Origin of the sequence: Nonomuraea sp. NPDC005730 (genome assembly GCF_040630865.1) — a bacterium.
GTDB lineage: Bacteria > Actinomycetota > Actinomycetes > Streptosporangiales > Streptosporangiaceae > Nonomuraea.
This window is the reverse complement of the sequence record NZ_JBEXYK010000081.1, coordinates 1-16,992: the sequence shown is the minus strand read 5'-3', so window position 1 is coordinate 16,992 and position 16,992 is coordinate 1. Positions and strand designations below refer to the sequence as shown.

The following is a 16,992-nucleotide window of genomic DNA, read 5'->3' as shown; positions in this document are numbered from 1 at the left end:
TCACGCGTCCTGCAGGTCGGCGATGGTCTCGAACGAGGTGCCGGCGGCGGCCTCGCAGTGCGCCGGCACGGTCAGCCCCGGGTACACCGTCACCCCGGACAGCCGCACGCCGGCCTGAACCGTCACTCCGTTGCCCAGCGCGCTGTAGCCGCTCAGCACGGTCACGCAGTCCACGAACGACTCCACCGTGACCATCGTCCCCACGTGCGTGTCGGTGAGCCGCGCCCAGGGCCCGATGATCGCGCCGTCCAGGCAGGCCACCCGCTGCAGCCGGCACCCGGTGTGCAGGTCGACGCCGTCGCCGATCGCGGAGTCCGAGACGACCACGCCGGGGCCGATCTCGACGTCCCGGCCGATGTGCACGTTCGGCCCGATCCGGACCAGGCCCGCGCTGATCTTCTCGGCCAGCGTCATGCCCGACGTCGCGTCCCGCTGGCGCAGCGAGGACTCGTGGATGCGCACGTTGCCGGGGTAGGCCCGCAGCATGCCCTTGAGCACGTGCGGGTAGCCGCCGCTCAGCGCGTCGGTCAGCGTGTCGAGATAGTCGCGCAGGTTGCCCAGGTCGCCCAGCTTGGCGATGGGCGCGATGCCGACCCGGTGGCCGGCCTCCACCAGCCACGGGAGCAGGTCGTGCCCCCAGTCGAGCCGGTGGCGGGCCAGCTCGGCCAGTGCCGGCTCCCCGGCCAGCTTCCGCAGCCGCCCGCAGTCGACCAGGTAGAGCCCGGCGTTGACGGGCACCCGGGCCGGGTCGGCGGCCAGGGCGTGCACCTCGGCCAGCGGTGGCTTCTCCACGAAACGCCGGATCTGCCCGGAGGCGTCCGTGACCATCGTGCCGTACTTGCCCGCCACCTCCTCGGCCGGCCGCTCGACCACGGCCACGGTGACCACCGCGTCGCTGTCGCGGTGGCGGCGGACCAGCTCCTCCAGGTCGAACTCGAACAGCGAGTCGGTCGGGAAGACCAGCGCCAGCCCGTCGAGCTCCCAGTAGTCCAGGCTGCTCAGCGTCGCCTCGCCGGAACCGGTGTTGGTCCAGTCCATCCGCGGCCGCGAGTAGCGCACGCGCACGCCCAGCCCCTCGCCGTGCCCGAGCACGTCCTTGGCCTGGTAACGGTTCTCCCGGCCGTTGGCGATCAGATAGAAGTCGCTGACCCCCTGGTCGCGCAGGGCCATGATCTGCCATTCGATGACCGGCCGTCCGGCGAAGCAGACCGTGGCCTTGCTCCGCAGGTGGCCGGGGGCCTCCAGGGTGAGCGGCCGGGCCCTGAGACCCTGTCCGCCCGCCAATGCGATTCCGGCGATCTCATTCATTGTCCGTACTTCCCCGTGGGTGTCCTACGTAGAGCGATCATGGTGATGTCGTCGAACTGCTCGGCGGACCCGATGTGCGCGCTGATCTCCCGTTCGAGCCTGTCCAGCAGGTCGTCCGCCCCGGTGGCGGGCTGCGAGACGAGGGTCAGCATGAGCTCCTCGCTGAAGAAGCGGCCGGACTCGTCCCTGGCCTCGGTCACGCCGTCGGTGTAGGCGAACAGCAGGTCCCCCTGGTCCAGGTGGGCCCTGCCGACCTCGAAGACGGAGTCGGGCACCAGCCCCAGCGCCGGCCCGGTGGGACGCAGCAGGGTGTGGCCGCCGCCCGCGTGGCGGATGATGGGCGGGTTGTGCCCGCAGTTGATGTAGACCAGCGCGCCGGTGACCGGGTCGAGCACGCCGAAGAACAGCGTGGCGAAGTAGCCCTGGCGCAGGTGGTTGGCGGTCAGGTAGTCGTTGGTCGCGATCACCGCGCGCAGCAGCGGCGTGGTGTCGTCCTGGACGAGGTCGGCCTCGCCGGTCCCCACGTGCGCGGCCGTGTGCCGCAGCAGGGTCCTGATCAGGGCCATGAACAGGGCGGCGCCGACGCCCTTGTCGCACACGTCGGCCACCACCAGCCCGATCCGCGACCCGCCCAGCAGCTCCAGGGCGTCGTAGAAGTCCCCCGCGACCTCCCTGGCCGGCTGGAACCGGACGGTGAGCTGCCAGCCCGCGCGGGCCGGCAGCGCGTCGGGCAGGAACCCCGCCTGGATCTCCCGCCCGATCTGCAGCTCGCGCTCGTACTTCAGCAGCGCCTCCTCCTCGGCGCCCGGGAAGCGGCCGAACACCTGGCCCGCCCGCAACCTGCGGTGCAGCAGCTCCGGCACGAAGGGCGGGACGATGTAGTCCAGCCCGGCCAGCACGTGCGGTTCGAGCTGGCGCAGGTCGCCGTCGGTGAACGCGACCACGACGGGCGGCCGCGCGCCGGCCTGGACGACCCGCGTCACCTCGCGCACGACCTCCACGTCGAGGCTCGCGTTCACCAGCAGCAGACCGGTGGGCGGAGGCGCCTCGGCCAGCAGTTGCTCGGGGGTGCGCCTGGCCACGGGAGCGCCGTCGGCGGCCAGCAGCAGGCACAGCTCTTCCGCTGCTGGTGATGGGCCACTGACGACGAGGGTCACCTCCGCATCCATCGGTACCTCCTAGACGCGGTTCATGATGATGGTCGTCTGGTTACGACCCGAGCTGTACTCGTAGCGGACCTGGTCGGCGACCGTACGGGCCAGGTAGACGCCCAGCCCGCCCGGCCGGCGCTCGCCCAGCGGCCGTTCCAGGTCGGGAACGGCCTCGTAGGCGGTCGGGTCGAACGGCGGTGCCGAGTCGGTCAGGCGCAGCCACACCCGGCCCGGCTCCACCCCGCCGGTCAGCTCCAGCTCGCCCGGCCGGTCGCGGTGGCCGTGGGTGATGATGTTGACGATGAGCTCCTCGGCGGCCAGCCGCAGCCAGTGGGCGCGCGTGCGGGTCAGCCCGCCGAGCGCGCTCAGCGTCTGCACGTAGGCCATCAGCTCGTCCAGCGACTCGGGCTCGGCGGGGAGCCTGAGCCGCTCCATCGCCTGCCTACTCGGGGATCGCATCGCTGAAGTCCACGCTGTGGTGGAAGCCGACCAGCCGGATGGTCTGCTCGATGGCGTCGTTCGCGCCGACCAGCACGATGCGCACGTCGTCGGCCAGCTTCTGCCGGGCGAACACCAGCCCGCGCAGCCCCGCCGAGGACATGTAGCTGAGCTGCGACATCTCCAGCACCAGCAGCTCGGCCGCGGCCTCGGCCGCGCGCTCCACCTCCCTCCTGAAGGTCTCGGCGGTCAGGGCGTCCAGCTCGCCCTCCAGTGTGATCAGTGCGGTGCTGCCGTCGTGGGTCAGGATCGCGTTGAACGACATGGGATCTCCTTCGGGGGATTTCAGGGATGGGCGCGGCCGACCAGCGCGACCGCGGCCCGCGGGCCGACGACGATCCGCCGCTGGTCGGCCAGCGGCGGCTCCTGGCCCGGCGGGTGGACGTCCTCGGGGGCGGCGGCCGCGGTGTCGGCGAACAGGTGCCACACCACGCCGTCCGGCAGGGCGGGCAGCTCCAGCTCCCGCGCCTGCCAGTGGGTGTTGGCGGCCAGGTACAGGTGCTCCTCGCCGCCGCCGGCCGCCGGGCCGCTGCGCAGCATCGCCACCAGCGTGCTGTCCGGCGACCAGTCGGGCTCGCCGGCCCGCTCGCCGTGCCAGGACACCTGCGGCAGCCCGCCGGCGCCCTCGTCGCCGCACGGGTGGCGGCGGTCGCGCACCATCGGGTGGGCGGCGCGGAAGGCGACGCACTCGCGCACGAACCGCAGCAGCTCGCCGTTGCGCTCGGTCAGGCCCCAGTCGAACCACGACAGCGGGCCGTCGTGGCAGTAGGCGTTGTTGTTGCCCTGCTGGCTGCGGCCGACCTCGTCGCCGGCCAGGATCATCGGGATGCCCTGGCTGAGCAGGAGCAGCAGCATCGCGTTCCTGGCCTGCCGCCCGCGCAGCGCCAGCACCTCGGCGTCCCGCGTCGGGCCCTCGGCGCCGCAGTTCCAGCTCTGGTTGTCGTCGTTGCCGTCGCGGTTGTCCTCGCCGTTGGCCTCGTTGTGCTTGCCGTCGTACGCGAACAGGTCCGCCAGCGTGAACCCGTCGTGGCAGGTGACGAAGTTGACCGAGGCGAGCGTGCCGCGGGAGGCGTACAGGTCGGGCGAGCCGACCAGCCGGGTGGCCAGCTCGCCGGCCGAGCCGGGGTCGGCCTTCAGGAAGCGGCGCAGCGCGTCGCGGTAGCGGCCGTTCCACTCCGACCAGCGCTGGTAGCCGGGGAAGGAGCCCACCTGGTACAGGCCGCCCGCGTCCCACGCCTCGGCGATCAGCAGGCAGTCGCGCAGCAGCGGGTCGTGGGCCAGCGTCTCGATCAGCGGCGGGTTCGCCAGCGGCGCGCCGTCCTGGCCGCGGTCCAGGATCGCGGCCAGGTCGAAGCGGAAGCCGTCGATGTGGTACTCGCCGGCCCAGTAGCGCAGGCAGTCGAGCACGTAGTCGCGCACCACCGGGTGGTTGCAGTTGAAGGTGTTCCCGGTGCCGCTGAAGTTGTAGTAGTAACCCTCCGGAGTGAGCATGTAGTACGTGCCGTTGTCCAGGCCGCGGAAGTGGATCGTCGGGCCGTTCTCGTTGCCCTCGGCCGTGTGGTTGAAGACCACGTCCAGCACCACCGCGATCCCGGCCCGGTGCAGCTCCTTGACCAGGTTCTTGAACTCGTCGGACTGCATGCCGTACCGGCCGGTGGCCGCGTAGCCGGCCTTGGGCGCGAAGAAGCCCAGCGTCGAGTAGCCCCAGTAGTTGTACAGGCGCTCGCCGGTGACCGGGTTGACCCGGCTCATGTCGAACTCGTCGAACTCGAAGACCGGCATCAGCTCCACGCAGTTGACGCCGAGCGCCTTCAGGTAGGGGATCTTCTCGATCAGCCCCGCGTACGTGCCCGGCGCCGACACCCCCGAGGACGGGTCCGCCGTGAAGCCGCGCACGTGCAGCTCGTAGACGACCAGGTCCTCCGGCGCGACGCGCAGCGGCCGGTCCTCCTCCCAGTCGAAGTCGTCGGAGACCAGCACCGACCGGTAGGGGTAGGGGTCGTCCCAGTCCACCTCGGCGCCCCACACGTCCCGGCCCGACATGACCCTGGCGTACGGGTCGGCCAGGATCCTGGCCGGGTCGAACCGGTCGCCGGGGGCCGGCGTCTCCGGGCCGGTGACGCGGTAGCCGTACTCGACGCCCTCGTGGTCGAGGCCGAACACGGTCATGGCCCACACGCCGCCGATCCGGTACCCGCCGGGGAACGGCAGCTCGGCGAACGGCTGCCGCTCGCCGCGCCGGAACAGCACCAGCGAGACCGCGCTCGCGCCGCTGGAGTAGACCGAGAAGTTCACCCCGCCGGGCACCAGCGTGGCGCCGAACGGCATCGGATGGCCCGCCCGCACCCCGAACCCGGCCAGCTCGGCCGTCGGGAAGGAGTCGATCCGGCCCGGCACGCCCTGCGTCTCGATGCTCATGTGGCCTCCTCCCGCGGCTCGGCGGCCCGGACGATCTCCAGCGCGTCCGCCACGCAGTCGGCGACGACGAAGAAGCGCAGGAACCCGGTCGCCGCCATCACCCCGCGCAGCTCGGCCGACAGGCCCACCAGGGCGATGAAGCTGTCCAAGGTCCGCGCCTGCCGGTAGACCAGCAGCATCGTGCGCAGGCCCGCGCTGGACAGGTAGCTGACGCCGGTCAGGTCGAGCAGCACCGGGCGGCTGTCCGGCAGCAGCGACAGGATGCGCTCCTGCGCGGCCGGGGCCGACCTGCTGTCGAGCTGGCCGGTGAGCCCGATCACGGTGACCGGGCCGATCGTGTCCGTCGTGATCTCCATGGCCGGCACGCTCACTCCTGCACCGGGGTCAGGGTCACCTTGACGCGCAGCGCCTCGGCCGAGACCGGCAGCTCCACGGTCATCGCCACCGGGTCCAGCACCTCGTACGGCTTGCCGTCCACCTCGGCCTCGGTGAGCAGCACCCGCCCGGCCGGCAGCAGGTCGGGCGCGACGCGCAGGATGCGCTCGGCGTCCGGGCCCGGCTTGAAGTGCAGGGTGAGCGGCTGCCGCGTGACCAGCAGCCGCGTGTAGACGGTCGCCAGGAAGCACAGCTCGGAGGAGTGGTACATGCTCATCGAGTGGCTGCCCTTGAACCGCTCGGTCCCGAGCAGGTACGGCAGGCCGTTGGCCAGCACGTTGAAGTAGACCGCGCCCTCGTCGTGGTCGAGGAAGAAGGCGTTGTAGAAGCCCGCCGCCTGACGCGCCTGCTCCAGGTGGTCGTCACCGCCCAGCTCGCCGGCGACGATCAGGTACGCCAGGATCGCCTGCTCCTGCTGCCACCACGCCTTGCGGTCGTGCCAGGCGAAGCGGTGCCACTGCTGGCCCTCGGCCCGGTGCCGTTCGACGACGTCGTACCAGCCGCCGCGCTGCTGGTCGCTGCCGACCGCCGGCATGGTGTCGGCCAGGTGCTCGGCCAGGTCGCGGTAGGCGTCCTTGGGGCGGGCGCCGTGCATGCGCATGAGGTTCCAGGCGATCTTCAGGTTGTGCCCGACGACCGCGCGGTCCTGCTGCCAGCCGTGCGTCAGGTCGTGGCTCCAGTCGTCGTGGAAGCGCTCGTTGACGAACGGGCTCGACGGCTCGGGGAAGTGCTCGACGATCGTGTCGAAGGTGCGTTCCAGCATCTCCAGGTGGCGCTCGTCGCCGGTGGCCAGGTAGTAGTTGATCAGGTAGGCCGGGGCGTGGTCGCCGATGGAGTTCCAGTTCTTGCGCGACTGGTTCGGCCCGAGCGACTCGTGGTGCGGGCTGAGCAGGATCGGGTCGACGTGCGAGTAGTAGCCGCCGCGCCGGTGGTCGCGGAAGAACTTCTCGAACAGCCGCAGCGTGGCGTCGACGTCGGAGGCGATGCGCTTGTCGCCGGTGACCCGGTAGGTCTGCGTCGGGCCGGCCAGGGCGTAGATCTGCTCGTACATCGGGATGGCGTCGTAGTCGTCGCCGAACTCCGAGGTGAACAGCTTCTTCTCGTGCTCGCCGTCCACCTTGATGCCGTGGTACCAGTACACGACGTCGTTCTCGGGGTCCACGAAGCGCATGTGCTCGCGCAGGTAGCGGGTGCCGCGCTCGGCGACCTCCAGGTAGGCGTCGTCGCCGGTCAGCATGTACGCCGAGGCCATGCCGTACACCAGCCGCGAGATCGTGTCGGTCTCCTGCACGTGGCTGGCGGTCTTGTCGCCGCCCAGGCGCAGGATCGTCCGGTAGTCGCGGAAGTCGACCGGCCCCTGCCCGAACTGGGCGCGGCGGTAGAACGCGGCGATCTCGTCGAGCTGGTTGATCCACCAGTCGGGCTGCTCGAACCGGTACTCGCCGGCGCCGCGGCCCAGGAAGATCAGCCGCTTGGCCGAGAAGACCGGCTCCTCGCCCTCGGGGTAGAAGATCCCGTAGACGAACAGGTGGCGGCCCGGCGTCAGCATGTCGCGCACGTGGTCGCCCGCGTCCACGTACGGCTCGCCCAGGTTGCGCAGCAGCTCGGCCGAGACCTCGCCGTCCAGGCGCACCTCGACCGTACGGCCGTCGATGGTCGCCAGCCGGAAGGAGCCGGAGCCGGCGTCGAACCGTTCGACCCGCCCGGCCACGGTGTCCATGAAGGTGAAGTTCATCGTTGCTCCTACAGCGTCTCGGCGAGCTGGCCGATGATGGTGTGGGCGAACAGATGGCAGTGGTACACGCTGCGCCCGGTGATCAGGTTGCCGTCGATGACCACGTCCTGGTCCACGTACTCGGCGCCCATGTTGCGCACGTCGCCCACGAGGTTGTTGTGCGCGACGACCTTGCGCCCGCGCATCGTCTCGGGGGCGGCGGCCATCAGCCACAGGCCGTGGCAGATCACGCCCGTGATGATCGACGGCTCCTCCAGCGCCCGCCGCACGAACGCGGTGGCCGGCGCCAGCCGGTTGACGTCGTCGGTGTAGCGCAGCCGGTCCGAGACGATCCCCGAGGGCACGATCACCGCGGCGTAGGAGCGCAGCTCACGGTCGCTGATGCCCTCGAACCCGCGGTCCACGGTGAACGGCACCCGCCACTCGTGGCCGGTGAAGGTGATCGACGACTGCCCCCACAGGCGGGTCATGAAGTGCACCTCGGCGCCGGCCTCGGCGAAGCGCCGCTCGTAGTAGAAGATCTCCGGCTCGACGTAGTCGCTCTCCATCAGGACAGCGATCTTGCGGCCGTTCAGTGCCGCGCCGGCCCGTGGCTCGATGCCGCTCACAATGGCCTCCCCGGTTCGGTGACGAGGTCGATGAGGAAGGGGCCGTCGTGGCCGAGCAGCCGCTCGACGGCCTCCTCGATCTGGTCGGCCTTCTCCACCCGCAGCCCGTCCACGCCGCAGCCCCTGGCCAGGTCGGTGAACTGGAGGTCGGGATAGGAGAGGTCGAAGGAGCGAGGAAAGCGGTGACCGGGGATGCCCCGGCCGCGCCAGTACTCCTCGATGTTGTTGTCCAGCAGCCGGTAGCTGTGGTTGTTGCAGATCACGAACTTGGCGGCGATGTCGTACCGGACGGCGGTGGCCAGCGCCTGGAAGGTGTACATGCTGCCGCCGTCGCCGGTGAAGCCGATCACCGTGCGGTCCGGATGGGCGAGCTTGGCGCCGATCGCCCCCGGGATGCCCACGCCGAGCGAGCCGCCGCGGGTCAGGAACCAGCTCCCGGGCCCGCGCGGGGGGAAGTAGGAGCCGATCACGCCGGAGGCGGTCAGCCCCTCGTCGAAGACGATCACGTCCTCGGGGGCCCGCGCCGCCAGCTCGCGCATGAACGCGTTGAGTATCGAGTCCTCGGCCGGCGCCGGGCGCGGCGCGGCCGTCCGCCGGGCCAGCCGCGCCGCCGCCGCCTGCTGGTCGGCCCGGCTCAGCGTGCCCTCCAGCTCCGCCGACAGCGCCGCCAGCGTGAGCCGGGGGTCGGCCACCAGGCCGAGCGTGACCGGGTGGTTCTTGGCGATCTCGTACGAGTCCAGGTCGACGTGCACGATCCGCGCGTCCTTGCCGAACGGGCTGCTCAGCGAGGGGAACACCTCGGGGAACAGGTACGTGCCCACCACCAGCACGGCGTCGGCGTCCTTGACGGCGTCCGCGCTGACCTGGCCGAACATGTGGCCGAGCTGGCCGCGGAAGAGCGGGTGCCGGCCGTCCATGTTCGCCTCGGAGAACTCCACGCCCCACACGTCCGCGCCGAGCTGCTCGGCCACCCGGGTCAGCTCCGCCTGCGCGCCGGAGACCGACACGCCGTCGCCGGCCAGGATGATCGGGGACCGGGCGCCGGACAGCAGTTCGGCGGCCCGGCGGACCAGCTCGGGGGCGGGCAGCGCGGCCGAGTGCGGCACCACCGACGGCTGGACCGGCTCGTGGTTGGGCTGGTCCAGCACGTCGAGCGGGAGCGCCACGAACACCGGGCCGCGCGGCGGCGTCATCGCCAGCTTCACCGCCCGGCGCAGCACCCGCAGCACCGAGCCCGGGTCGATCACGCGCATGGCGTGCTTGGTGACGGGCCGGGCCATGGCCACGAGGTCGGCGGCCATCTGGGCGTCCATCGCGTCGTAGCCGACCCCGGCCTCACCGGCGACGACCACCAGCGGGGAGTGCCCCCGCTTGGCCTGGTACAGCATGCCGATCGCGTTGCCCAGCCCCACACCGCTGTGGAGCTGCAAAAGCGCGGGTCCGCCCGTGGCGCGGGCGTAGCCGTCGGCGATGCCGGCCGCCACCGTCTCCTGCAGGGTGAGGATGTAGTGGAAGTCCTCGAAGCCCTCCAGCGCGTCGAGGAAGCCCTGCTCGACCGTCCCCGGGTTGCCGAACATGTACGTGATGCCGTCGCTGAGGAACTGCTCGATGATCGCGGTGTTGCCGTCCCTGGCCATGGCCCGCCATCACCAGCCGAAGCGGCGCAGGCCGCCCTCGAGCACTTCGACGATCTTCTGCCCGGTCAGGAACGAGTCGGGCGTGGACCGTCCGGTGACGAACGGGAAGTCCACGATGACCGAGGTCTCCCTGCCGAAGTTGCCGATGTAGCGCCCCTCGGGCCCGGTGGCGTCCCGCAGGATGTACTCCAGCGGGTACGGCGGCGGCCCCATGTTGAAGTCGGGCACGCCGAGGAACCCGGTGCCGTCCTTGTAGTCGTACTCCTTGCAGTGGCCGGTGACGCGCTTGCCCCAGATGATGCTCTTGCGGTCCTCCCAGTCGCGGGCGAAGGCCAGGCAGGCCACGCCGTAGCACTCGGCGGCCACCGGCTTGCCCGCCCGCACGAACGCGAGCACGATCTCGTGCACCCGCTCGTTGTTGGCCAGGTCCACGATCGGCCCGCTGCCGCCCACGATCAGCACCGCGTCGTAGGGCACCAGCTCGGCCTCCAGCTTGGCCACCGCCCGGTGGTAGGACTCCAGCCGACGCAGGTAGTCGGGGCTGCTGGTGTAGGGGCGCTCGGGCGCCCAGGCCGACAGGTTGAGCGGGTTGGCCAGGCGGCCCGACTCGTCCAGGTCGCGGGTCAGCTTGGCCACCTCGGGCGTGGTGACCGAGCGGCCGAGCGGCGGGTCGACGTAGTCGGGGTCCATGCTGGGCGGCAGGGCGTGCGGCTGCTTGCCGGTCGGCGTGGCGAACACGACGTCGTAGCCGCGCTCGTCGAAGGCCGACAGCGGGCCGACGAGCTCCTCCCCCCAGTAGCCGAACTCCGAGAGGATCACGAGAACACGCTTGGTCATGCCGACTCCCCAGGGATGATCCAGTTTTCCGTGCAGGTCATGGAGAACACGTGGGCCGGGTCGGCGATCGCCTCCAGCTCCGGCTTGACCCGGCGGGCGTGGTGGGCCGAGGCCAGCGCGGCGCGCAGCGCGTCCACGTCGTCGAACCAGAGCTGGTCCACGGCGTCGAAGCCGGCCTCGCCGAAGGTGTACGCGCCGTCCACGGTGTGGCAGTGCAGGTGCCTGCGCAGACCCGGCAGCCCGGCCACCGCGGCGGCATAGGACTCCAGGGACTGCTTGCGGTAGGTGTCCAGCGGCATGCCGGGCCGCCGCTTGATCAGCGTGGTGACCTTCACCCAGCTCTCCGGCCGCGGCTTGGGGCCGGGCACCAGCTCGTGGGCGACGGTGTCGACCACGATCGTCGACCAGAACGCCGCCCAGTTGGGCTCGTCCAGCCGGGCGCCCTGGAGGAACTCCTCGCTCTGCAGCGAGGCGAGCTGCTCCTCGGCGTTGGCCAGCCAGATCTCGGCGATGCCCTGGTGCGGCAGCGCCGGCCGGCCCACGTCGCCGTCGAAGGGGATGCGGGTGTCGACCAGGTACTGCCTGATCTGCTTGATCTTGCTGGCGAACTTCACCGCGTGCACGTTGACCCAGTAGTCCTGGAACTGCTGGGCGGTGAAGCCGGGCTTGGGGGCGCCGAAGATGAACTGGTGGATCATCGCGTGGCCTCCTGTCGGGCCGGGAGGAAGTCCGCCGCGACGAACTCGGCCGCGCGCTCGCCGATCATCACGGTGGTGGTGTGGGGGTTGGCCGAGACGATCGTCGGCATGATCGAGGCGTCGGCGACGCGCAGCCCCTCGACGCCGCGCACCCGCAGCCGGGTGTCCACCACGGCGAGGCTGTCGGAGCCCATCTTGCAGGAGCCGGCGAAGTGGTAGTACGAGCCGACGTTCTCCGTCACCCAGGCGCTGAGCTGCTCCCGGGTGCGCACGTCCGGGCCGGGCGCGACCTCGGTCAGCCCCCAGTCGCGCCGGAAGGCCGAGCTGGCGTAGATGTCGCGGGCGATCTGCACCATCGTCACCGTGCGCTCCAGGTCCGAGCGCTCGGCGAAGTAGTTCGCGCTGACCCGCGGGTAGGCCGTCGGGTCGGTGCCGGACAGCCGTACGCTGCCCCGTGACAGCGGGCGGACCAGCCCCGGCAGAGTGAGCACGATCTTCGGGTCGACCAGCTCGCGCACCGGCGTGAGCGGCTGCCCGGTCTCCACCCGTTTGATGACGTTGGCGAAGAACTGGTCACCGAACGGCGCCCGGTGCACCAGGCAGATCTCCATGTCGGGCACCGGCAGCCCCGGCTCCGACCCCCAGAACAGGCCGACCTCGGTCACCTGCCCGCGCGGGTCGGGCGCGGCCTCCTCCATGTACCCGATCGGGCCGATGACCAGCGGGTGGTCGTGGAAGTTGGCGCCCACGCCGGGCAGGTCGGCGACCACCGGGATGCCGAGCGCGGCCAGCGCCCCGGCCTCGCCGATGCCGGACAGCTGCAGCAGCTTGGGCGACTGGATCGCGCCCGCGCTGACGATCACCTCGTGCGCGGCCCTGACGGTCCGCAGCTCGCCGTCCTTGAGGTACTCCACGCCCACGCAGCGCTCGCCCTCGAACAGCAGCCGGGTGGCCAGCGCGCCCACCTCGACGCTCAGCCGCTCCAGCGCCGGCTCCAGGTAGGAGGCGCGCACCCCGCAGCGGGTGCCCTTGTCGACGTCGATGTCGACGTGGTGCCAGCTCACGCCGAAGCTGTCGGCGTTGAAGTCCTCGACCTGCGGGTAACCCAGCTCCACGCAGGCGTCGACGAACGTCTGGGAGACCGGGTTGCCCATGTCCCGGGCGTTGACGATCTTGATGGGGCCGTCGTGGCCCGCCGTGGGGTTGGTCGCGTCCCGCTGGCCCTCCAGGCGCTGGAAGTAGGGCAGGACGTCGGCGAAGGACCAGCCGGGGCAGCCGTCGTAGGCCCAGGCGTCGAAGTCCGCCGGACGGCCGCGCGTGTGGATCATGTGGTAGACGTTCGAGGTCCCGCCCAGGCCGCGGCCCGCCGCCGAGTAGACCTGGCGCCCGCCGAGCCCCGGCTGCGGCTCGCTCATGTACGCCCAGTCCAGCTCGGTCAGCAGCACCTCGTTCCACCGGCTCGGGTCCTCGACCGCGTCCGTGATCTTCGTGTCGCCCGCCTCCAGGACCAGCACGCTGGCCCCGGGCAGCTCGCTCAGCCGGGCGGCGATGACCGACCCGGCCGTGCCGCCGCCGACGACGACGAAGTCGAAGCTCTGTGTCATCTCAGCTCACCTCCGTGCCGATGCGGCGACCAGGTCGGCGGCCTTCTCGGCGATCATGATCGTGGCCGCGTTGGTGTTGCCCCGGGTGATGACCGGCATGACCGAGGCGTCGGCCACGCGCAGCCCGTCCACGCCGCGCACCCGCAGGTCGGGCTCGACGACCGCCTCGCCGTCACGGCCCATCCGGCAGGTGCCGGCCGGGTGCCAGACGGTCGAGGCGCTGGCCCGCACGTACTCGGCCAGGGCGGCCGGGCTGGTCACGCCGGGCCCGGGGGCCAGCTCCCGCCCGCGCAGGGAGTCGAAGGCCGCGTCCGAGACCAGCTCCCTGGCCAGGACGATGGCCTCGGTCAGCAGCCGCAGATCGGCGGCGGCCGCCAGGTAGTGCGGGTCGACGAGGGGACGCAGCGGGTCGCCGGGACGCAGCCGCACCTCGCCCCTGCTCTCCGGCTGCAGCAGGATCGGCGCGAAGGTGAACCCCGGGCCGTCCGTCTTGTACCGGTCGTCGATGAACTGCACCGGACCGAAGAAGAACTGCAGGTCCGGCCCGTCGCCGCCCAGGACGTTGGTGAACAGCCCCGCCTCGGCCAGCAGCTCGGGGAAGGGCAGCTCGCGCAGGCTCTCGTAGCCGATGCCGAACAGCACGTGGTCCTGCAGGTTGCGGCCCACGCCCGGCAGGTCGGCGACCACCTCGACGCCGTGCTCGCGCAGGTGCGCGGCCGGGCCGAGACCGGAGCGCAGCAGCAGCGCCGGCGAGCCCAGCGCGCCGCAGGCCACGATGACCTCCTGCGCGGCCGTGGCCCGGTGCGCGCGCCCGTCCTTGACGTACTCCACGCCGGTGGCCCGGCCGCCCTCGACGGTGAGGCGGGTGACCACGGCGCCGGTCTCCAGCGTGAGGCCGGGCTCACCGAGCACCGGCGCCAGGAACGCCTCCGACGTGCTGGAGCGGCGGCCGTCCTTGTCACGGGTGGACTGGTAGAAGAAGGCCAGGCCCTCCTGCCGGGGGCCGTTGTAGTCGCCCGTGCCGTCGGCGCGGCCGCGGGCGATCGCCGCCCGGACGAAGGCGCGCGAGGCGTCCGACGGCGAGCCGTAGTCGACGACCTTCAGCGGGCCGCCGCCGCCCCGGTACTCCGGCGAGCCGCCCGGGTAGTCCTCCGAGCGCCTGAAGTAGGGCAGCACCTCGTCGTAGGACCAGCCGTCGTTGCCCAGCGCGGCCCAGCCGTCGAAGTCGCGGCGGTTGCCCCGCACGTACATCATGGCGTTGACCGAGCTGCCGCCGCCCGTCACCCGGCCCTGCGGGATGGGCACGACCCGGCCGCCCAGCTCCCGCTGCGGGGTGCTCGCGTAGTCCCACACGAACTCCGGCGAGCCCCACATCGACGTCATCGACGGGACGTCGGTCCGGTGCACGCACTCGGTGTCGTCCGGGCCGCCGGCCTCCAGCAGCAGCACCCGGCAGCCCAGCGCGTCCAGCAGCCGCCTGGCCAGGACGCACCCGGCGCTGCCCGCGCCCACCACGATGTAGTCGTAGGCGCTCACGACGGCTCCAGCAGCCGGGCCCGCTCCAGCGCGGGCAGCAGGTCGCCGACCAGGAACTCCAGGTAGTGCTGGCCCCACATCGTCCGCCAGAGCGGGAAGGTGGCGTCGAAGGTGTCGCCGCGCAGGTCGGCCAGGCGCTCCTCCAGCTCCCACACCACGCCGTTGAAGTCGGCCTCGGAGAACGGCAGCCCGTGCTCGGCCGCGGCGGCGACGACCTCCGCCTTGCTCTTGGCCTTCAGCGAGTCCAGCACGTCGGCGCGCGAGCCCGCCAGGCGCAGGAACGCGATCAGGTTCGTCCCGCTCATGCGACCGGCCGCCTCTCGTCGGCCGCGAACCCGCGCAGCTCCTGCTCGCCGAACCTGGCCACCACGTGATCGAGCAGGTAGTCCAGGTAACGCCTGCCCCACATGTGCCGCCAGAGCGTGCTGCCGCCGTCGACGGACTCGCCGTCCTTGGCGACGATGACCTCGATCTCCAGGGCACCGACCACCGACACCAGCTCCTCGGCGGTGAACCGGAAGCCCTCGTCGGAGGCGTGGAACAACAATTGACTGAGATTTCTCGCGCTATACTCAGCGCGTCTTTGCGGATTCTCCCGGAGGTCGCCGAGGAATCTCACGAATTCGCTCTTCGCCATTGGCACCACCATTTCGTCCGGCGCTACGGATGAATCATGTTCAGCCGCCGGAAAAAGCGTCAACGCGCCGCCCGGCGGTGACCGGGCGGTATGGAGGTAGCCGGTCCCATTCCGTCAAGTCCGAACCCGCATTCACCGGGATTCCGGCGAATGCACTTGACTTGGATCGCGCTCGAAGGGCGACAATGATCGGTATGAGTCAGAGCCTGACGATCGCGGAAGTCGCAGCCGAGACCGGCCTCAGCGCCCACGCGCTGCGCTATTACGAGAAAGCCGGCCTGATGCGGGAGACGCCGCCGCGCGGCGGGAACGGGCACCGCCGCTACACCGAACGTGATCTGGCCTGGATCCGCTTCCTGACCAGGCTGCGCGGCACCGGGATGTCCATCGCCGACGTCCGCCGCTACGCCGAGCTGGTCCGCGCGGGCGAGAGCACCACCGCCGAGCGCAAGCAGATCCTGCTCACCCACCGCGAGGAGGTGGCCAAACGCATCGACCAGCTCAAGGACGACCTGGCCGCCATCGACTACAAGATCGACATCTACGAGAAGCTCGAGGAGAAGTACCAGCTGTGACCGCGCCGCCGCGGCCGGACAGCGAGCCCGGCCAGGCCGCCTTCGGCCCCCGCTTCGTCACGGCGGTCTCCGTCGGCTCGCTGCTCAACCCGATCAACTCCTCGATCATCGCCATCGCGCTCGTGCCCATCGCCCACCACTTCGGCGTGGGCGCCGACGCCGCCTCCTGGCTGGTGTCGGCCCTGTACCTGGCCACCGCGATCGGCCAGCCGGTGCTGGGCCGGCTGGCCGACCGGCTCGGCCCGCGCCGCGTCTACCTGGCCGGGCTGGTCACGGTCGCGGCCGGCGGGCTGCTCGGCTACTGGGCGCCGACCCTCGGCCTGCTCGTGGCCGCCCGCGTGGTGATCGGCCTCGGCACCTCGGCCGCCTACCCGGCCGCCATGAGCATGGTCCGCCGCAGGTCGCAGCGGTCCGGCGGCGCCGCGCCCGCCTCGGTGATGGGCGCGCTGGCCATGGCCGGGCAGGTCAGCATGGTGCTCGGGCCGCCGCTCGGCGGGCTGCTCGACGCGCTCGGCGGCTGGCGCTGGATCTTCCTGGTCAACCTGCCGATGGCCGTGGCCGGGGTGGTCTCGGCGCTGCTGTGGCTGCCGCGCGACGAGCCGTACGAGCGCTCCCGCGCGGACGGCGGCGGCAGCCTGCGCGACCTGGCCGGCAACCGGCCGCTGCTGGTCACCTACCTGCGCAACGCGGTGACCTTCATGGCCACCTACGGCTTCCTGTACGGCTGGACGCAGTGGCTGGAGCAGGGCAGGGGGCTGACGGCGGCGATCGCCGGACTGCTGCTGATGCCCACCTCGGCCGTGGGGGCGGTGGTCTCGGGGCTGGCCGCGCGGGCCGACGGCGCGTCGGGCAGGACACGCTGGATGTTGCCGGCCGGCGCCGCGGCCCTGCTGGCGGGCTGCGCCTGGCTGCCGGCGCTCGACGGCGGCGCGTCCATCCTGTCGTTGTGCCTGCTCAGCATGGTCTTCGGGGTGCAGAACGGGCTGAACATCGTGGGCAACCAGGCCGCCATGTACGCCCAGGCGCCGCCCGGCCAGATCGGCATGGCCGCCGGCCTGCTGCGCACCTCGCAGTACGCCGGGGCCATCTGCTCGGCGTTGCTCATCAGCGTGACCTACGGCGAGCGCGCCACCGACGAGGGGCTGCACCGGCTGGGCGTGGTCCTGACGGCCACCTCGGCGCTGCTGCTGGCCGGCACGCTCGTCACGGCGATCCGCGCGGGCGGCCGGGTGCGAGCCGGTGTACTCGTCGCCGCCGGGGGCCGCCTCGAAGCGCAGGTCGCGCACGTCGACGCGCTCGACCGGGTCGACCAGCG

The 16,992-nt window shown here is 71.7% G+C and carries 17 protein-coding genes; 2 read left to right on the top strand and 15 right to left on the bottom strand.

Annotated elements, in window-relative coordinates; all coding sequences use genetic code 11:
- Genes ABZ444_RS46615 through ABZ444_RS46545 form a run of 15 tightly spaced genes read right to left on the bottom strand, consistent with a single transcriptional unit; the run spans position 1 to position 15,012 of the window.
- The gene (locus tag ABZ444_RS46615) at positions 1-1,308 is read right to left on the bottom strand and encodes an NDP-sugar synthase (RefSeq protein ID WP_358010735.1); all 1,308 of its coding nucleotides are present in this window, start codon (positions 1,306-1,308) and stop codon (positions 1-3) included.
- On the bottom strand, positions 1,305-2,477 hold the full coding sequence (locus tag ABZ444_RS46610; RefSeq protein ID WP_358010734.1) for a PP2C family protein-serine/threonine phosphatase: 1,173 nt from the start codon (positions 2,475-2,477) through the stop codon (positions 1,305-1,307). The genes ABZ444_RS46615 and ABZ444_RS46610 overlap by 4 nt, the downstream gene beginning before the upstream one ends.
- Positions 2,478-2,486: 9 nt before the next feature.
- Positions 2,487-2,918 (bottom strand): ATP-binding protein, encoded by a 432-nt coding sequence (locus tag ABZ444_RS46605; RefSeq protein WP_358010733.1) that lies wholly within the window; start codon positions 2,916-2,918, stop codon positions 2,487-2,489.
- On the bottom strand, positions 2,902-3,222 hold the full coding sequence (locus tag ABZ444_RS46600) for an anti-sigma factor antagonist (protein WP_352329001.1): 321 nt from the start codon (positions 3,220-3,222) through the stop codon (positions 2,902-2,904). Before ABZ444_RS46600 ends, ABZ444_RS46605 begins: the two co-directional genes overlap by 17 nt.
- Before the next feature lie 20 nt (positions 3,223-3,242).
- The gene (glgX, locus tag ABZ444_RS46595; RefSeq protein ID WP_358010731.1) at positions 3,243-5,375 is read right to left on the bottom strand and encodes a glycogen debranching protein GlgX; all 2,133 of its coding nucleotides are present in this window, start codon (positions 5,373-5,375) and stop codon (positions 3,243-3,245) included.
- Complete coding sequence (locus ABZ444_RS46590) at positions 5,372-5,731, bottom strand: STAS domain-containing protein (protein ID WP_358010729.1); 360 nt, start codon at positions 5,729-5,731, stop codon at positions 5,372-5,374. Before ABZ444_RS46590 ends, glgX begins: the two co-directional genes overlap by 4 nt.
- 11 nt (positions 5,732-5,742) lie before the next feature.
- Positions 5,743-7,545 (bottom strand): AGE family epimerase/isomerase, encoded by a 1,803-nt coding sequence (locus ABZ444_RS46585; RefSeq protein ID WP_358010728.1) that lies wholly within the window; start codon positions 7,543-7,545, stop codon positions 5,743-5,745.
- A gap of 8 nt (positions 7,546-7,553) precedes the next feature.
- Complete coding sequence (locus ABZ444_RS46580; RefSeq protein WP_357981155.1) at positions 7,554-8,153, bottom strand: DJ-1/PfpI family protein; 600 nt, start codon at positions 8,151-8,153, stop codon at positions 7,554-7,556.
- Positions 8,150-9,790 carry a thiamine pyrophosphate-binding protein gene (locus ABZ444_RS46575; RefSeq protein WP_358010727.1) on the bottom strand — a complete coding sequence of 547 codons (1,641 nt, stop codon included), beginning with the start codon at positions 9,788-9,790 and terminating at the stop codon, positions 8,150-8,152. The genes ABZ444_RS46580 and ABZ444_RS46575 overlap by 4 nt, the downstream gene beginning before the upstream one ends.
- 9 nt (positions 9,791-9,799) lie before the next feature.
- Positions 9,800-10,627: a type 1 glutamine amidotransferase domain-containing protein gene (locus ABZ444_RS46570; protein ID WP_357981149.1), complete on the bottom strand. Its 828-nt coding sequence runs from the start codon at positions 10,625-10,627 to the stop codon at positions 9,800-9,802.
- Positions 10,624-11,325 carry an EthD domain-containing protein gene (locus ABZ444_RS46565; protein ID WP_358010725.1) on the bottom strand — a complete coding sequence of 234 codons (702 nt, stop codon included), beginning with the start codon at positions 11,323-11,325 and terminating at the stop codon, positions 10,624-10,626. Before ABZ444_RS46565 ends, ABZ444_RS46570 begins: the two co-directional genes overlap by 4 nt.
- Complete coding sequence (locus tag ABZ444_RS46560) at positions 11,322-12,929, bottom strand: GMC family oxidoreductase N-terminal domain-containing protein (RefSeq protein ID WP_358010723.1); 1,608 nt, start codon at positions 12,927-12,929, stop codon at positions 11,322-11,324. The genes ABZ444_RS46565 and ABZ444_RS46560 overlap by 4 nt, the downstream gene beginning before the upstream one ends.
- Before the next feature lie 6 nt (positions 12,930-12,935).
- Positions 12,936-14,465 (bottom strand): GMC family oxidoreductase N-terminal domain-containing protein, encoded by a 1,530-nt coding sequence (locus tag ABZ444_RS46555; protein WP_358010722.1) that lies wholly within the window; start codon positions 14,463-14,465, stop codon positions 12,936-12,938.
- Positions 14,462-14,770 (bottom strand): Nif11 family protein, encoded by a 309-nt coding sequence (locus ABZ444_RS46550; RefSeq protein WP_358010721.1) that lies wholly within the window; start codon positions 14,768-14,770, stop codon positions 14,462-14,464. Before ABZ444_RS46550 ends, ABZ444_RS46555 begins: the two co-directional genes overlap by 4 nt.
- A complete protein-coding gene (locus tag ABZ444_RS46545) occupies positions 14,767-15,012 on the bottom strand; it encodes a hypothetical protein (protein WP_352363715.1) in 246 nt (81 codons plus the stop codon). Before ABZ444_RS46545 ends, ABZ444_RS46550 begins: the two co-directional genes overlap by 4 nt.
- A 284-nt stretch (positions 15,013-15,296) precedes the next feature.
- On the opposite strand from ABZ444_RS46545, the gene ABZ444_RS46540 reads away from it, so the two are divergent.
- The gene (locus ABZ444_RS46540) at positions 15,297-15,677 is read left to right on the top strand and encodes a MerR family transcriptional regulator (protein WP_352330857.1); all 381 of its coding nucleotides are present in this window, start codon (positions 15,297-15,299) and stop codon (positions 15,675-15,677) included.
- A partial coding sequence (locus ABZ444_RS46535; RefSeq protein WP_358010720.1) for an MFS transporter occupies positions 15,674-16,992 on the top strand: 1,319 nt, incomplete at its 3' end. The genes ABZ444_RS46540 and ABZ444_RS46535, both read left to right, overlap by 4 nt.

Excerpts from the sequence above, each read along its gene's own strand:
- ABZ444_RS46615 (WP_358010735.1), bottom strand. The coding sequence starts at position 1,308 with ATGAATGAGATCGCCGGAATCGCATTGGCGGGCGGACAGGGTCTCAGG.
- ABZ444_RS46610 (WP_358010734.1), bottom strand. The coding sequence starts at position 2,477 with ATGGATGCGGAGGTGACCCTCGTCGTCAGTGGCCCATCACCAGCAGCG.
- ABZ444_RS46605 (WP_358010733.1), bottom strand. The coding sequence starts at position 2,918 with ATGCGATCCCCGAGTAGGCAGGCGATGGAGCGGCTCAGGCTCCCCGCC.
- ABZ444_RS46600 (WP_352329001.1), bottom strand. The coding sequence starts at position 3,222 with ATGTCGTTCAACGCGATCCTGACCCACGACGGCAGCACCGCACTGATC.
- glgX (WP_358010731.1), bottom strand. The coding sequence starts at position 5,375 with ATGAGCATCGAGACGCAGGGCGTGCCGGGCCGGATCGACTCCTTCCCG.
- ABZ444_RS46590 (WP_358010729.1), bottom strand. The coding sequence starts at position 5,731 with ATGGAGATCACGACGGACACGATCGGCCCGGTCACCGTGATCGGGCTC.
- ABZ444_RS46585 (WP_358010728.1), bottom strand. The coding sequence starts at position 7,545 with ATGAACTTCACCTTCATGGACACCGTGGCCGGGCGGGTCGAACGGTTC.
- ABZ444_RS46575 (WP_358010727.1), bottom strand. The coding sequence starts at position 9,790 with ATGGCCAGGGACGGCAACACCGCGATCATCGAGCAGTTCCTCAGCGAC.
- ABZ444_RS46570 (WP_357981149.1), bottom strand. The coding sequence starts at position 10,627 with ATGACCAAGCGTGTTCTCGTGATCCTCTCGGAGTTCGGCTACTGGGGG.
- ABZ444_RS46565 (WP_358010725.1), bottom strand. The coding sequence starts at position 11,325 with ATGATCCACCAGTTCATCTTCGGCGCCCCCAAGCCCGGCTTCACCGCC.
- ABZ444_RS46560 (WP_358010723.1), bottom strand. The coding sequence starts at position 12,929 with ATGACACAGAGCTTCGACTTCGTCGTCGTCGGCGGCGGCACGGCCGGG.
- ABZ444_RS46550 (WP_358010721.1), bottom strand. The coding sequence starts at position 14,770 with ATGAGCGGGACGAACCTGATCGCGTTCCTGCGCCTGGCGGGCTCGCGC.
- ABZ444_RS46540 (WP_352330857.1), top strand. The coding sequence starts at position 15,297 with ATGAGTCAGAGCCTGACGATCGCGGAAGTCGCAGCCGAGACCGGCCTC.